The organism is Thioclava sp. ISO4, assembly GCF_058105145.1.
On record NZ_CM176571.1, the window covers coordinates 2,638,703 to 2,653,321 of the forward strand.

Annotated in this window: 13 protein-coding genes; 6 read left to right on the forward strand and 7 right to left on the reverse strand. The window is 66.0% G+C overall.

The genetic code is table 11. From position 1 onward, the window contains the following. The first annotated feature begins 126 nt into the window (after positions 1–126). On the forward strand, positions 127–1,128 hold the full coding sequence (locus AC2TZ7_RS12980; protein WP_489864552.1) for a ligase-associated DNA damage response exonuclease: 1,002 nt from the start codon (positions 127–129) through the stop codon (positions 1,126–1,128). Next, positions 1,125–2,699, forward strand: a complete 1,575-nt coding sequence (locus tag AC2TZ7_RS12985; protein ID WP_489864553.1) for a cisplatin damage response ATP-dependent DNA ligase — start codon at positions 1,125–1,127, stop codon at positions 2,697–2,699. Before AC2TZ7_RS12980 ends, AC2TZ7_RS12985 begins: the two co-directional genes overlap by 4 nt. Here the strand turns inward: AC2TZ7_RS12985 and AC2TZ7_RS12990 are convergent. Further along, complete coding sequence (locus AC2TZ7_RS12990; RefSeq protein WP_489864554.1) at positions 2,696–4,546, reverse strand: PHA/PHB synthase family protein; 1,851 nt, start codon at positions 4,544–4,546, stop codon at positions 2,696–2,698. The genes AC2TZ7_RS12985 and AC2TZ7_RS12990 overlap by 4 nt on opposite strands. A 500-nt stretch (positions 4,547–5,046) precedes the next feature. Between AC2TZ7_RS12990 and AC2TZ7_RS12995 the strand changes: the two genes are divergently transcribed. The 4 genes from AC2TZ7_RS12995 to AC2TZ7_RS13010 all read left to right on the forward strand — a co-directional run bounded on the left by AC2TZ7_RS12995 (position 5,047) and on the right by AC2TZ7_RS13010 (position 10,083). Further along, a complete protein-coding gene (locus AC2TZ7_RS12995; protein ID WP_489864555.1) occupies positions 5,047–6,522 on the forward strand; it encodes an MFS transporter in 1,476 nt (491 codons plus the stop codon). 79 nt (positions 6,523–6,601) lie between these two features. Then, positions 6,602–7,087: an Lrp/AsnC family transcriptional regulator gene (locus AC2TZ7_RS13000; protein ID WP_152844310.1), complete on the forward strand. Its 486-nt coding sequence runs from the start codon at positions 6,602–6,604 to the stop codon at positions 7,085–7,087. A gap of 102 nt (positions 7,088–7,189) precedes the next feature. Continuing rightward, positions 7,190–8,665, forward strand: a complete 1,476-nt coding sequence (locus tag AC2TZ7_RS13005) for an NAD-dependent succinate-semialdehyde dehydrogenase (protein WP_489864556.1) — start codon at positions 7,190–7,192, stop codon at positions 8,663–8,665. 47 nt (positions 8,666–8,712) lie between these two features. Further along, positions 8,713–10,083: an aspartate aminotransferase family protein gene (locus AC2TZ7_RS13010; RefSeq protein WP_489864557.1), complete on the forward strand. Its 1,371-nt coding sequence runs from the start codon at positions 8,713–8,715 to the stop codon at positions 10,081–10,083. Positions 10,084–10,104: 21 nt separating this feature from the next. Here AC2TZ7_RS13010 and AC2TZ7_RS13015 read toward each other — a convergent pair whose 3' ends face one another. The 6 genes from AC2TZ7_RS13015 to AC2TZ7_RS13040 form a co-directional block, all read right to left on the reverse strand. Then, positions 10,105–10,368: a hypothetical protein gene (locus AC2TZ7_RS13015; protein WP_489864558.1), complete on the reverse strand. Its 264-nt coding sequence runs from the start codon at positions 10,366–10,368 to the stop codon at positions 10,105–10,107. Then, positions 10,368–11,519 (reverse strand): lipid-A-disaccharide synthase, encoded by a 1,152-nt coding sequence (gene lpxB / locus AC2TZ7_RS13020; RefSeq protein WP_489864559.1) that lies wholly within the window; start codon positions 11,517–11,519, stop codon positions 10,368–10,370. Before lpxB ends, AC2TZ7_RS13015 begins: the two co-directional genes overlap by 1 nt. Further along, a complete protein-coding gene (locus AC2TZ7_RS13025; RefSeq protein WP_489864560.1) occupies positions 11,516–12,331 on the reverse strand; it encodes an LpxI family protein in 816 nt (271 codons plus the stop codon). The genes lpxB and AC2TZ7_RS13025 overlap by 4 nt, the downstream gene beginning before the upstream one ends. Further along, a complete protein-coding gene (lpxA, locus tag AC2TZ7_RS13030) occupies positions 12,328–13,125 on the reverse strand; it encodes an acyl-ACP--UDP-N-acetylglucosamine O-acyltransferase (protein ID WP_098411031.1) in 798 nt (265 codons plus the stop codon). The genes AC2TZ7_RS13025 and lpxA overlap by 4 nt, the downstream gene beginning before the upstream one ends. A 4-nt stretch (positions 13,126–13,129) precedes the next feature. After that, a complete protein-coding gene (gene fabZ, locus AC2TZ7_RS13035) occupies positions 13,130–13,591 on the reverse strand; it encodes a 3-hydroxyacyl-ACP dehydratase FabZ (RefSeq protein WP_078520753.1) in 462 nt (153 codons plus the stop codon). Positions 13,592–13,713: 122 nt separating this feature from the next. Then, positions 13,714–14,619 (reverse strand): OmpH/Skp family outer membrane protein, encoded by a 906-nt coding sequence (locus AC2TZ7_RS13040; RefSeq protein ID WP_489864561.1) that lies wholly within the window; start codon positions 14,617–14,619, stop codon positions 13,714–13,716.

Genomic DNA, 14,619 nt, shown 5'->3' on the forward strand with positions numbered 1-14,619 from the left:
GGCGCTCAGCGTTTGATTTGGAACAATCGTAGCGCGAAAAGCTTGGCTCAGGGCAAATGCCGAAAGTTTGGGCCGAGATCGCGCGCCCGCGTATGCATTTCGAGCGTTAGCGTAAGTGAAGGACCCATGGCCGAGCCGCTTCTGATCCCGCGCCCCGAAGGGCTCTATTGCCCGAACGGCGATTTCTACATCGACCCGAGTCGCCCCGTGGCCCGTGCGCTGATCACGCATGGCCATGCCGATCACGCGCGCGCAGGCCACGGGCATGTGCTGGCCACGCGCCAGACGCTGGAGATCATGGCGATCCGCTATGGAGAAAATTTCGCCGGACAGCGACAGGCTTACGAGGGGCCGCTCTCCGTGGGCGGCGTGGATGTCAGCTTTCACCCGGCGGGGCATGTTCTGGGCTCGGCGCAGATCGCGATCACGCATCGCGGGCAGCGGATCGTGGCGTCGGGCGATTACGCCCGCGTGGCCAATCCCTCCTGCGCGCCCTTCGAGCCGGTGCCCTGCGATACGTTCATCACCGAGGCGACCTTCGCGCTCCCGGTCTTCAAGTATCCAGACCCGGCAGATGAAACGGCCAAGCTCATGGCCTCGATGCGGGCCGCCCCCGAGCGGCCGCATCTGGTGGGGGCCTATGCGCTGGGCAAGGCACAGCGGGTCATCATGCTCGCGCGCGCGGCAGGCTATGACGCGCCGATCTACATCCATGGCGCGCTGCAGCGGCTTTGCGACTATCACATCGAACAGGGCATCCCCTTGGGCGATCTGCGCCCCGCCACGATGGACAAGACAGAGGCCCGGGGCTTGCGCCAGGCGCTGGTCATCGCGCCGCCCTCCGCCTTTTCCAGCCCTTGGGTGCAGCGCTTCGCTGATCCGGTGATCTCTTTCGCCTCGGGCTGGATGCAGATCCGCGCCCGCGCCCGCCAGCGCGGCGTCGAGCTGCCGCTGGTGATCTCGGACCATATCGACTGGGTGGACCTGACGCGCACGGTGCGCGAGATCGACCCGTCCGAGCTATGGATCACCCACGGTCGCGAAGAGGCGCTGATGCGCTGGGCCGAACTGGAGGGGCGCGTGGCCCGTCCGCTGCACCTCGTGGGTTACGAGGAGGAGCCGGAATGAGAGCCTTCGCGGTCCTTCTCGAACGGCTCGCCTTCACGCCGGGGCGCAATGCCAAGCTCGACGTGCTGGCCGATTACCTACGCCATGCGCCCGACCCCGAGCGCGGCTATGCGCTGGCGGCCCTGACCGGAGAGCTGGAGCTGGGCCGCGCGCAGCCTGCGGTCCTGCGCGCCATGGTGGGCGAGCGGGTCGATCCCGAGCTTTTCGCGTTGTCCTATGACTACGTGGGCGATCTGGCCGAGACGATCGCACTGATCTGGCCGCAGGAGAACACGGCTCAGGACGTCGATCTCGCGGAAATCGTCGAGACCTTGCAGGACACGCCCAAGACCCGCGTCGGGCCGCTGATCGCGGGCTGGCTGGATCGGCTGGAACCCTCGGAACGCTATGCGCTCTTGAAGCTTGCGACCGGGGGGTTGCGCGTCGGCGTCTCGGCGCGGCTCGCGCGGGTGGCGCTGGCCTCGGTCGGCACGCCGAAGCTGGAGGAGATCGAGGAAATCTGGCATGGGCTTTCGCCGCCCTATCAGCCGCTTTTCGACTGGATCGAGGGCGGCGCGAAGCCCGAGCGCGCGGGCTTTGCGCCGTTCCGGCCGGTGATGCTCTCGACGCCGACCGATCTCGAGGCGCTGACCGATCTGCCGCCGGGAGACTTCGCCGCCGAATGGAAATGGGACGGCATCCGGGTGCAGGCCGTGGCCGAGGGCGGCGAGCGGCGGCTCTATTCGCGCACCGGCGAGGATATCTCCGGCGCCTTTCCCGATGTCGTTGCGCATATGGGTTTCGAGGGCGCGCTCGATGGCGAGTTGATCGTGCGGCGCGGCGATCGGGTCGCGCCCTTCGGCGATCTGCAAAAGCGGCTGGGGCGGAAATCTCCGGGCAAGGCGATGCTCGCCTCGCATCCGGCGGCGCTGCGGCTCTATGACATCCTGATCGAGGGCGAGGAAGACCTGCGCCCCCTGCCCTTCGAGACCCGCCGCACCCGGCTGGAGGCCTTCGTGGCCGGTCTGAACTCCGACCGCTTCGATGTCTCGGAACTGCTGCCCTTCGACACATGGGACGAGCTCGCCGACTTACGCGAAGCGCCGCCCGAAGTGGTGATCGAAGGCGTGATGCTCAAACGCCGCGACACGCCCTATATGGCGGGCCGCCCCAAGGGGCCGTGGTTCAAGTGGAAACGCGATCCGCGCATCATCGACGCGGTGATCCTGTATGCGCAACGCGGGCATGGCAAACGCTCGGGCTTCTATTCCGATTTCACCTTCGGCGTTTGGGACGGTGACCTCCTGGTGCCCGTGGGCAAGGCCTATTCCGGCTTCACCGACGAGGAACTGCGCCGGCTCGACCGTTTCGTGCGCAATCACACCGTAGAGCGCTTCGGCCCGGTGCGCTCCCTGTCGCCCGATCTGGTGGTGGAGGTGGCCTTCGAGGGGCTCAACCGCTCCACCCGGCACAAATCCGGCGTGGCGATGCGCTTCCCGCGCATCTCGCGCATCCGCTGGGACAAGCCCGCAGGCGAGGCCGACCGGATCGAGACCCTGCGTGCGATGCTGCCCGAGCTGGACCAGCCCTAACGGATCAGCACATAAGAACCCGGCGCATCGCAGAGCGGGCGATACTTGCGCCCCTTGCCCATGGGCGGCGGCGCGATCTCCTGCCCGTCGCCCGTCTTGCGCAGCCATTTCGCCCAAGGCTCCCACCACGACCCTTCGCGGGGCGCGCATTCCGCGGCCCAGTCCGACGCGGAAGGATGCAGCATGCCGGAGCGATGTTCCATCAAGCGGTAGCTCGCGCGCGGCGCGCCCGGCGGGCGCACGATCCCGGTATTGTGCCCGCCCGAGACCAGCGCGAAGGTGACGGCACCCGGCAGCGACCATGTCAGCTTGAAGACCGAATGCCACGGCGCGATGTGATCGGTCTGGGTCGCGACGGCGAAGACCGGCGTCTCGATATCTTGCAGGAAGACCGGCGTGCCGCGCGTATCCATTCTCCCCTCGGCCAGATCGTTGTCGAGGAACAACCGCCGCAGATATTGCGAATGCATCTTGTAGGGCATCCGCGTCGCGTCATGGCTCCACGAAGCCAGCGCGCCATCCGTCTCGCGCTCGCCCATCAGATAGGTATGGACCGCCTGCGACCAGATCAGGTCCTTCGATTTGAGCATGGTGAAGGTGCCCGCCATCGAGGTCTTGTCGAGATAGCCCTCCTCCCACATCATGTCTTCGATCAGGCTGAGTTGGTCTTCATTGGTGAACAGGCTCAATTCCCCGGCCTCGGTGAAATCGACCTGCGCCGCCAGCATCGTGAGCGAAGCCAGCCGGTCATCACCATCGCGCGCCATCGCCGCCGCCGCGACCGACAGAAGCGTACCGCCAAGGCAATAGCCCAGCCCGTGAACCTTCTCCGCGCCGGTGATCGCGCAGACCGCATCGAGCGCCGTCATCACGCCCTCTTCGCGGTAATCGTCGAAGCCCAGATCGCGGTCGCCCTCGTCGGGGTTCTTCCACGAGATCGCGAAGACGGTGAAACCCTGCCCCACGAGCCAGCGGATCAGCGAATTCGTCTCTTCCAGATCGAGGATGTAATATTTCATGATCCAGGCCGGAACGATCAGCAGCGGCACCGAATGCACCTTCGGCGTGCTGGGCTCGTATTGGAGCAATTCGATCAGATCGTTGCGCAGCACCACTTTGCCCGGCGTCAGCGCGACATCGGTTCCCGGGATCAGCGTGGGTTCCGGCTTGGTGTCGCCGGTCATCACCTTGACCGCATCCTCGCCCCAATAGCGCGCCCCGCGCATCAGGTTCACCCCGCCTTCCTTCAAGGTCCGCTCGATCACCAGCGGATTGGTCGCGATGAAATTCGTGGGCGACACCATGTCGAGCCATTGCCGCGCGTAGAACTGCATCATCTGCTCGTGGCGCGCCTCGACCCCGCGCACGTCCGTCGTCGCGTTGTGCCACCATTGCTGGGCGTGCAGGAAGCTCTGCGCATAGAGGGCATAGGGCAACTGCTGCCAGTCGGGCGCGGAGAAGCGGCGGTCCTGCGGCAACGGCTCGAGTGGCTGCGCCTCGGCATCGTCGCTCCGGTGCGGCGCAATCTCGCGCAACAGGTGCATCCATTTGCGCCCCGCTTTCCAGCCCAGCTCGGCCTGCTTGCCGGGGCTGAGCGCAAGATGGGTCGCCCAATCGGAAAACGCGAGCCCGAGCGAAATCGGAGACAGCCCGCCCTCGGCCCGTCCCCTCAACGCGTGGGACAACCGGTCGAGCCGCTCGAACGAGGCCAGCGCCGCGCTGTGCTCCTCGGCCTGAGGCGTGTCGGCCTTGGAAGATTTGCCCGCAGCTTTCCCGGCAGCCTTGCCCGCGCCCTTGCGCGGCGGCCCTTTGCGCGGCGGCGTCTTGTCCCCGGCCAGATCCTTCATCCCGCAGCCTCCTAGCGTTGCGATTCCGCGCCGACCCTAGCGCAAAACCGATGACAGTGGTTTGACCTGACGCAAGAGTTCGCGCCGCCGCAACTCCTCACGCAAAGAAGAGCCGATCTCACATGGGCGGGAGGCGGGTGAAATATCGGAACTGAGGCATTGCTGCATCGGTTCACCCTGCACATCTCGAGACGCAAGGGCATAGGCGAGATGGCAAACCGGGACACGCCACCCCCCGGGGAGCGCTGTCCACTGCCGATGCCTCGCGACATACGGAAAGGCCGGGTTTCTCTCTCCACCCCTCCCTGCCCGGGTTTCCGGCACGACCTGCTTCCGGGTTCTCCTGTCTCTCTTGCCCGGAAGCAGGCCCCTTCACTCCCAACTCCCCGCCCCTCTCGGGCGGGGTTTTCTTTGCCCGCCCCAGTTGCGCGATAGAGCACGCAAACCTGCGCGCGGCCGCGGGGTGACACCGGTCGCCCGCGTGCTAGCTATGCCCGGTCATGTTGAGCAGGCTTCGAGACAACATCATTCCGCTGACGGTAGCGCTGTCGCTCCTGATGGAGCTGATCGACGCGACCGTTCTGGCGACCGCGATCCCGGTGATCGCGCGGGACCTTTCGGTGCCCGTCCTATCGCTGAAGATGGCGATGGCGACCTATCTGATCGCGCTCGCGGCTTTCGTGCCGATCTCGGGCTGGATCGCGGACCGGATCGGGGCGCGGCGGACCTTCCTCGCTGCGATGGGCGTGTTTCTCGTGGCCTCGCTTCTCTGTGCGATCCAGACGAGCCTTACGGGTCTGGTGCTGGCCCGCGCGCTGCAGGGCATCGGGGCGGCGATGATGAGCCCCGTCGGTCGGTTGATCGTGCTCCGTCATACGTCCAAGGAGGAGATGACCCGCGCGATGGTCTATGTCACCCTGCCCGCGCTGATCGGCCCGGCGCTGGGCCCCTTCGTGGGGGCGACGGTGACGACCTTCCTCGGCTGGCGCGCGATCTTCCTGATGAACCTGCCGCTGGGCGCGCTGGCAATCTGGCTGACGCTGCGCCACATGCCCGCCGATGGCCCACCTGAGCCGAAACCGTTCGATTTCCCGGGCTTCCTGCTGTCCGCCGTGGGTCTGGCGGCGGTGATGACCGGGTTTTCCGCGCTGGGCGAGCATATTCTGCCATGGCAGGCAGCCGCGGGCCTCAGCGTCGCGGGCGTGGCGCTTCTGGTGCTCTACTGGCTGCGGGCGCGCAACACGGAGGAGCCGCTTCTCGATCTGCGGCTGTTCCGGCACCGCACTTTCGATGTCTCGATCACCGGCGGGCTGATCTTCCGGCTGTCGAACGGGGCGATCTCGCTGCTGCTGCCGCTGTTCTTCCAGCTGGGGCTTGGGGCCTCGGTGATGGTCTCGGGCGCGCTGACGGGTCTGAACGCGGTGGGCGCGGTCAGTCTGCGGACCTTCGTGCCGCGCATCCTCGACCGGTTCGGCTTCAAATGGGTGATGATCTGGGCGGCGGTGATCCGGGGGGTCACGATCTTCGGCTTCATGACCGTGACGAGCATCCATGACTGGCAGCTGATCCCGCTTCTGCTGATCGGGGGCGCTGCGCAATCGGTCGTCTTCACTGCGATCAACTCCATCGGGTTTGCCGATCTCGACACGCGCGAGATGAGCCCCGCCACCGCCTTCACCGCGATGAGCCGTCAGGTCTCGCTGGCGCTTGGCATCGCGCTGGCGGGCGTGGTGCTGGAGCTGACCGCCGGGGCTGCCGCGACCACCACCGGAGCCGAGATGATCCCGATCCACGCCTTCCTCTGGGGCTTTGCGATTGCGGGCGCGACGGGGCCGCTCTCGGCGCTCTATTTCCTGCGCCTGCGCCGGGGCGATGCCGACGGGTTGCGTCGCAAACGCCGGACCGTCGAGCCCTACGGGTCGGCCAAGGAACGCTTCCGCGCGCCGCAGTCCGAACAACGCGAACCCGCCGAGTGAGCCGGCGCGGGCTTGGCGCTAAAGATCGGGCCAAAAAATCGGGGATGCGCAGGGCGTTGAGCCGGTGTAGCGTGGCGCCATGATCAAGCTCGACCCCCGCGATATCGAAATTCTGCGCGTGCTGGCGCGCGAGGGCCGCATCACCAAGGCGGCGCTGGCCGAGAAGATCAACCTCTCGCCCACGCCCGCCTGGGACCGGCTGAAAAAGCTGGAGAAAGCGGGGCTGATCGCGGGCTATCGCGCGACCTTCAACCTCAAGAAACTCGGGCCGCATGTGACGCTGTTCGTGGCCGCCGAACTGGCCGACCACACGGCCGCCAGTTTCCAGACATTCGAGCGCTCGCTCGATCAGCACCCCGAGGTCGTGGGCTGCTGGGCTCTGGGCGGCGGCTTCGATTACCTGATGCAGATCGTCACCCGCGATATCGACGCCTATCAGCGGCTGATCGACTCGATGCTGGACGCCCGGATCGGCATCGCGCGCTACTTCACCTATATCGTCACGAAAGAGGTGAAGAACGCCGCCATGCCCCCCTTCGATCTCTTCGCAGACCAAATGGACTGACGGACGGCGCTATTTCAGCCCAAATCCGGGGCCCGCGCAGTCCATTCGGACTATTACCCTGTGAAATCGGGCGCAGAGTGATCTCAACCAAGGAGGTCTCTCATGCTCGATACCGCCATTTCCGCCCGCCCCGATATTGCCGACAAGCGCCTGCTGCGCAGCTTTTCCTATGTGAATGGCCGCTGGATCGCCGGCGAGACGGGCGAGGTCATCCCCGTCACCAACCCCGCCAACGCCGAACGTCTGGGCGATATCACCGCGCTCAACCGCAGCCAGTCGCGCGCGGCAGTCGATGCCGCCCAAGCCGCTTTTCTCGACTGGTCGATGACGCTGCCGCAGGAGCGCTCCGCCATCCTGCGCCGCTGGTTCGACCTGATCATCGCGGCGAAGGACGATCTGGCGCGGATCATGGTGCTCGAACAGGGCAAACCGCTGAGCGAAGCCCTGGGCGAGATCGACTACGCGGCGAGCTTCATCGAATATTACGCCGAAGAGGCCAAGCGTCCGAATATCGAGGGCGTCACCTCGCATCTGCATGACGCCGAGGTCGAGCTGTGGCTGGAACCCGTGGGCGTGGTGGGCCTCGTGACGCCGTGGAACTTCCCCGCCGCGATGCTGACCCGCAAGGCCGCCGCCGCCATCGCGGCTGGCTGCACCGTCGTCGCCCACCCCTCGCACGAGACGCCCTATTCCGCGCTGGCGCTGGCGGAACTGGCCGAGCGCGCGGGCCTTCCTGCAGGCGTGTTCAACGTGCTGACCGGCCACGCACCCGAGATCGTCGAGCCGTGGTGCGACGACACCCGTGTCCGCGCGCTCTCCTTCACCGGCTCGACCGAAGTGGGCCGCCTGCTCTATCGCCAATCGGCGGAAACCGTGAAGCGGCTGGTCCTTGAACTGGGCGGCCACGCGCCGGTCATCGTCTTCAAGGGCGCCGATCTGGATCAGGCCGTCGAAGAGGTCATCAAGGCGAAATTCGCGACCTCGGGCCAAGACTGCCTCGGCGCGAACCGGATCTATGTCGAGCGCCAAGTCTATGACGAGTTCTGCCGCCGCTTCACCGAGGCCACGCAGGCGCTCAGCGTGGGCATCGGCATGGACGATCCCGATATCGGCCCGCTGATGAACGAAAAGGCCGTGGCCAAACAGGAAGAGCATGTGGCCGATGCGCTGGCGAAAGGCGCGAAACTGGCCTGCGGCGGCAAGCGGCTCGATCGCGGTCCGCTGTTCTTCGCGCCGACCGTGCTGACCGACGTGCCCGACAACGCCAAGATTATGCATGAAGAGACCTTCGGCCCGGTCGCCCCGATCACCGTCTTCGACACGGAAGAAGAGGTCTTCGCCAAAGCCAACGCAACCGAATACGGGCTGGTCGCCTACGTCCACAGTCAGAACCCGAAACGCATCTACCGCGCCACCCGCGCGCTGCAATTCGGCATGGTCGCGGTCAACCGCACTAAGGTCACCGGCGCGCCGATCCCGTTCGGCGGCATGAAGCAATCCGGCCTCGGCCGCGAAGGCTCGCGCCGCGGAATGGAAGAGTTCATGGAAATCAAATACGTCTGTCGCGACTGGGGCTGATCGCCCCGCCCGCCCGGACGGCCCAAGACAAGAAGAAGGAGAGAAAATTGCTGACCAATGACCAACTCGACAAGTGGGATCGCGAAAGCTTCTTCCACCCCTCGACCCATCTCGCCCAGCACGCGCGCGGCGAGTCCCCCACCCGCATCGTCACCGGCGGTAAGGGCGTGTTCATCGAGGATCGCGACGGCAACAAGCTGCTCGACGCCTTTGCGGGCCTCTACTGCGTGAACGTGGGCTACGGGCGCACCGAGATCTCCGAGGCCATCGCCGAGCAGGCGAAGGAACTGGCCTATTACCACGCCTATGTCGGCCATGGCACCGAGGCCTCGATCACGCTGGCGCATATGGTCCTCGACCGTGCGCCCGATCACATGTCGAAGGTCTATTTCGGTCTGTCGGGCTCCGATGCGAACGAGACCAACATCAAGCTGGTCTGGTATTACAACAACATCCTGAACCGCCCCGAGAAGAAGAAGATCATCTCGCGCTGGCGCGGCTATCACGGCTCGGGTCTGATGACCGGCTCGCTGACGGGTCTGGAGCTGTTCCACAAGAAGTTCGACCTGCCGCTGAGCCAGGTGATCCACACCGAGGCGCCCTATTACTTCCGCCGCCCCGATGAGGCGATGTCGGAAGAGGCCTTCACCGCCTATTGCGCGTCCGAGCTGGAGCAGCTGATCGAACGCGAAGGCCCCGACACCATCGCCGCCTTCATCGGCGAGCCTGTTCTCGGCACGGGCGGCATCGTGCCCCCGCCCGCAGGCTATTGGGACGCGATCCAGAAGGTTCTGGACAAATACGACATCCTGCTGATCGCCGATGAGGTCGTGACCGGCTTCGGGCGTCTGGGCTCGATGTTCGGCTCGGATCACTACGGGATGAAGCCCGACCTGATCACCATCGCGAAGGGCCTGACCTCGGCCTATGCGCCGCTTTCGGGCACCATCGTTTCCGACAAGATGTGGAAAGTGCTGGAGCAAGGCACCGACGAGAACGGTCCGATCGGCCACGGCTGGACCTATTCGGCGCACCCGATCGGGGCGGCGGCCGGCGTCGCGAACCTCGAACTGATCGACAAGCTGGGCCTCGTCGAGAATGCGGGCTCGGTCGGCAAATACCTCAATGACCAGATGCGCGCCGCCATCGGCGAGCACGCGAATGTCGGCGATATCCGCGGCGAAGGGATGCTCTGCGCGGTGGAATTCATGGCCGATCGCGACAACCGCGGCTTCTTCGACGCCTCCGACAAGATCGGCGCGAAGATCGCAGGCGCGATGGTCGAGCGTGGCGTGATCGGGCGCGCGATGCCGCAGGGCGATATCCTTGGCCTTGCCCCGCCGCTGTGCCTCACCGAGGCGGAGGCCGACAAGATCGTCGAAGTCACCGCCGATGCCGTGAAATCGGTTCTGGGCTAAGGCCTCTCGGCAGGGGTCGTCTTACGAGGCGATCCCTGCCAGCCATTCGGCGATCGCCGCGCGGCTGTCTGCATCGGGTGAATGGTGACGCACCATGAAACCGTCGAACCAGTCGCGCCGCGCCTCGGGCGTTTGCATATCTGCGGCCCAGTCGATCTTAGCGACCATCCTGACCGCGTCGCGATGACAGCGTCCGCAGGATTGCGCGAAAAGCTGCGACGGATCGGTCTCGGCCAAGGCGGCCCCGGCCCAGATTGTCAGAAAAACAGTCAAAAAGACGCGCATCACGCCCTCCCGAGAAACTCCAGCACCGAACGCGCCGCGCGCAGACCGGGCGGCTCGCCGCCCTCGCCCAAACGGCGCATCACCTCTTCCATCGCGGCCATCTGCTCATCGCGGGCCGCGTCTTCTTCCAGCAATTCCAGCATCTTCGCGGATATGTCACGCGGTTTGCACTCGGGCCCGAGGAATTCCGGGATCACCCGCGTCTCGGAGACCAGATTGACCAGCGTCACCGTGTCGATCTTCAGCATCCGCGAGATCACGTGCCAGGTCAGGAAATTCGCGTCATAGGCGATCACCATCGGCACCCGGTTCGCCGCCAGCTCCAGACTGACCGTGCCCGAGGCCGCCAGCGCGATATCGGCGGCGGCAAAGGCCGCGCGCTTGTCGTCGGCATTCTCGACCACGATCGGTGCGACCGGCCAGCGCGCCGTCATCTCGCGCACCATCGGCGCGACGCCCCGCACCGTCGGCAGCACGACGCGCAGCCCCGGCTCGCGGTCGCGCAGCTGCATCAGCGCCTCGTCGAACCGCGCCCCGAGCCGCTTGACCTCGCCGCGCCGCGATCCCGGCAGACACAGCGCCAGCGGTTGATCTTCGCCGATCATATGGGTCTCGCGGAAGGCCGCCGCATCCGCCCCCGTCGCGCGCGGTTCGGCCACGACCGGATGGCCCACGAAATCGCAGCTCATCCCGGCGGCTTCCATATAGGGCGGCTCGAAAGGCAGCAGCGCGAGCACATGATCGACCACCTGCGCCATCTTCGCCGCGCGCCCCGGACGCCATGCCCAGACCGAGGGCGCGACATAGTGGATCACCTTGAGATCAGGGCGTTTTTCCTTCACCAGCCGCGCCACGCGCAGGCAGAAATCGGGGCTGTCGATGGTGATCAGCGCCTCGGCACCGCTTTCGATCACGTGATCCGCGGTCTCGGCAATGCGCCGTTTCAGATGGCGGTATTTCGGCAGGACCTCCATCAGCCCCATGACCGAAAGTTCTTCCATCGGGAAAAGGCTGGTCAGCCCCTGCGCGCCCATCTCCTCGCCACCGATGCCGGACCAGTCCACGCCCGGCGCAAGCCCGTTGATCCCCGCCATCAGGGCGCCGCCGAGCTTGTCGCCCGATGCCTCGCCCGCGATGACGTAGAGCCTCATGGCTCCCGCGCCCAGAGAAAGAGGCCCGCGGCGTCGGCGGCCTCGATGACCGCGTCGCGATCGAGAAGCATCACGCCCCCCGCCTCGAAGGCGATGCCCGAGAGGCCAGCGGCGGCGGCGTTCTTGACCGTGTCGACACCAATGGCAGGCAGATCGGCACGACGGTCCTGATCGGGTTTCGGCGCCTTGTAGAAGACACCCTTCACCGCTTTAAGATCGCCGCGCAAGCCTTTGTGGTGCTGCACGAATTCCAGCATCGCATCGGTGCCCGGTAGGGTCTCGACCGCAAGGCAAAGCCCGCGCCCGACGACCGCCCCCTGACCGATATCCGACGCCCCAAGCGCGGCCACAATCTCGGCTCCGCGTTCGGCATCTTCCTCGTCCACGACGGTCGGTTTGCCGCACAGCACCCCCGCCTCGGGCAGCAGCGCGGGCGCGATCTCATGCGCGCCGACAACCTCCAGATCGAACTCCTCGAAGACCTCGATCACCGCGCGCAGCGTCGCATCGTCGCCCGCCTGCATCGCCATCGCGAGCCGCGGCACCAACTGCGCCGAACGGGGATCGAACTGCTCGGGATCGATCGCCGGGCGCTGCATCGCGCCCGCGAACACCACCCGCTCGATCCCGCGATCGGCCAGCTCGTCGAGAAACGGCACCAGCCGCTCGATCCGGAAGCGCAGATGCTCGCCGTCCAGATCGCAAGGCGCGCCGATCATTTCGCAGACCAGAATATCCGGCGCGGCCTCGGTCAGGATCGCAGGCAGACGGCCAGCCCCGGCGATCAGCGCGGTATGCGTACCCCCGCTCATTTGCCGGGCGTCAGGAAGCTGCGGTCGGACGGGCCGAGGATGAAATCGAGCACTTCGCGCGCCAACTCGCCCTCGACGCCCTCTTCCGAGAGGGTTCGCGCGCTTTCGCGGAAGCTGCCCTGACCGAGTGCCTCGACGGTCTTGCGCAATGCAGAGATTTCCTCGCGCGACGTCCCGCGACGCTTCAGCCCCACGAGGTTCAGCCCTTCGAGCCCCGCGCGCGGTCCCGCGACCAAGGCATGCGGGATCACATCAGCTGTCACCATCGACAGCGCCCCGATGATCGCGCCGCGCCCGATGCGGACGAATTGGTGCACGCCGGACAGACCGCCGACGATGACGTCATCGCCCAGCACGCAATGCCCCGCGACCGCGACCGAATTCACCAGTATGACCCGGTCGCCCAGCTTGCAGTCATGCGCGACATGGCAGGACGACATGAACAGGCCATCATCGCCGATCTCGGTCAGCCCGCCGCCACCTTCGGTGCCGGTGTTCATCGTCACATATTCGCGGATGCGGTTGCGCTTGCCGATCTTCAGCCGCGTCTTCTCGCCGTTGAATTTCAGGTCCTGCGGAATCTGCCCGAGCGAGGCGAAGGGATAGACCTCCGTCTCGTCGCCGATCTCGGTCGCGCCCTGCAGCACGACATGACTTTGCAGCGACACGCCCCGGCCCAGCACGACCTCGGGGCCGACCACGCAGAACGGGCCGATCCGGCAGTCCGGACCGATCACCGCGCCGGCTTCGATCACCGAGGACGCGTGAATCTGCGCACTTGGGTCAATGCTCATGCATTCAGCCCTGAAGGTCCATCATGGCGGTGAACTCGGCCTCTGCGGCCAATTCACCATTCACCGTACCACGGCCTTCAAATTTCCAGATCTTGCCGCCGCCGCGCTTCACGGTGACATGCAGTTCGAGCACGTCGCCCGGCACGACCTTGCGGCGGAACTTGCACTTGTCGATGCCCATGAAATAGGTCAGCAGCGGCTTGTCGATCACGTCGAGCGAGATGCCCACCACCACGGCAGAGGTCTGCGCCATCGCCTCGACGATGGTGACGCCGGGCATGATCGGCTCTTCCGGGAAGTGGCCCTGGAAATGCGGCTCGTTCGCGGTGACGTTCTTGATGCCGACCGCGCCCTTGTTCGGGACGATGTCGCGCACCTTGTCGATCAGCAGGAACGGATAACGATGCGGAATGATGCGCTTGATGAGCGACAGATCGGCTTCGGTATAGGGGGCGGGTTCGGTCATGAGCTGTCCTCGTTCTTGGGCGCAATGCGCCTGCGGCGGTATCAGTTTGCCGCATCACGCGATCGTCGCTTTTGGATTGTTGCTAGCAATCGCGGCCCCGCTTGGCAAGCAGCGCGCGCCTGCTATTGCGCCGTCGTGGCGTCGCCTTGCGTGCCCTGAGTGCCATTCACGACCGGCAGGCCAAGCGGCAGACCGGGCGCGTCGCGGGTCGCCCCGTCGAGCGTCGAATTGCCGTCGCCCTTGGGCGCGGTATTCGGGGTCGTATCCACGAAAACGCCTGCTTCGCCGCTTTGATCCGTCGTCGCGTTATTTCCAGCCTGATCCGGAGCGGGCGGCGCCGGCGTCGTTTGCGCTGGCGGCGCAGGTGCGTCCGGTGCAGTGCCCGCCCCCGTCGACGCGTTGCCAGAGCCATCGTTCGACGTCGGCGGCACCAAGGGCGTCACGCGCCCGGCCCCGTCACCGATTTCCTTGTCGACCCGCGCGCCCAGTTCAGCCGTCACATCGGCCTGCGCGAGCCCGCGGATGATCGCGCGGGAATCGAGCACCACGACCGCACCGCGCGCCTTCAGCACCTCGTCGAGCAGCGGCACCACCGTCTGCACGAAGGTCTGGTGTTCCTGATTCAACTGACTCTGGATCGCATCGGCTTTGGCCTTCTGGGCCTTGCGAATATCGGTCGCCCGCTTGTCGAAGGCATCGGCGGCTTGCTGGAACTCATCCGAGGGCATCGTCAGCCGTTCCTCGGTGAGCTTGCGCTCCTCCGCCTCGAGCTGACTGGCGATCCGGTCGTTTTCCTTGCGCAGCGCGCTCGACGCGGCCTGAATCTCGGATTGCACCCGCTTGCCCCAGAGAGAGTTGTCGTAGAGCTTCTCCCAGTCGAGGGTGAGAACCGCGCTCGATTGCACGCGCGGCCCGGGCGCAGGCACTTGCGCATCGGAGGCCTGGCCCGCCGATTGCGCGACAGCCGCGCCGGGCCCGAAGGCCAGCGCGGCTGCGATAATGGATAGCGTGAAGCGGCTCAGACGCAT

Excerpts from the sequence above, each read along its gene's own strand:
- AC2TZ7_RS12995 (WP_489864555.1), top strand. The coding sequence starts at position 5,047 with ATGTTGAGCAGGCTTCGAGACAACATCATTCCGCTGACGGTAGCGCTG.
- AC2TZ7_RS13025 (WP_489864560.1), bottom strand. The coding sequence starts at position 12,331 with ATGAGCGGGGGTACGCATACCGCGCTGATCGCCGGGGCTGGCCGTCTG.
- lpxB (WP_489864559.1), bottom strand. The coding sequence starts at position 11,519 with ATGAGGCTCTACGTCATCGCGGGCGAGGCATCGGGCGACAAGCTCGGC.
- AC2TZ7_RS13000 (WP_152844310.1), top strand. The coding sequence starts at position 6,602 with ATGATCAAGCTCGACCCCCGCGATATCGAAATTCTGCGCGTGCTGGCG.
- lpxA (WP_098411031.1), bottom strand. The coding sequence starts at position 13,125 with ATGAGCATTGACCCAAGTGCGCAGATTCACGCGTCCTCGGTGATCGAA.
- AC2TZ7_RS12990 (WP_489864554.1), bottom strand. The coding sequence starts at position 4,546 with ATGAAGGATCTGGCCGGGGACAAGACGCCGCCGCGCAAAGGGCCGCCG.
- AC2TZ7_RS13040 (WP_489864561.1), bottom strand. The coding sequence starts at position 14,619 with ATGCGTCTGAGCCGCTTCACGCTATCCATTATCGCAGCCGCGCTGGCC.
- AC2TZ7_RS12980 (WP_489864552.1), top strand. The coding sequence starts at position 127 with ATGGCCGAGCCGCTTCTGATCCCGCGCCCCGAAGGGCTCTATTGCCCG.
- AC2TZ7_RS12985 (WP_489864553.1), top strand. The coding sequence starts at position 1,125 with ATGAGAGCCTTCGCGGTCCTTCTCGAACGGCTCGCCTTCACGCCGGGG.
- fabZ (WP_078520753.1), bottom strand. The coding sequence starts at position 13,591 with ATGACCGAACCCGCCCCCTATACCGAAGCCGATCTGTCGCTCATCAAG.
- AC2TZ7_RS13015 (WP_489864558.1), bottom strand. The coding sequence starts at position 10,368 with ATGCGCGTCTTTTTGACTGTTTTTCTGACAATCTGGGCCGGGGCCGCC.
- AC2TZ7_RS13005 (WP_489864556.1), top strand. The coding sequence starts at position 7,190 with ATGCTCGATACCGCCATTTCCGCCCGCCCCGATATTGCCGACAAGCGC.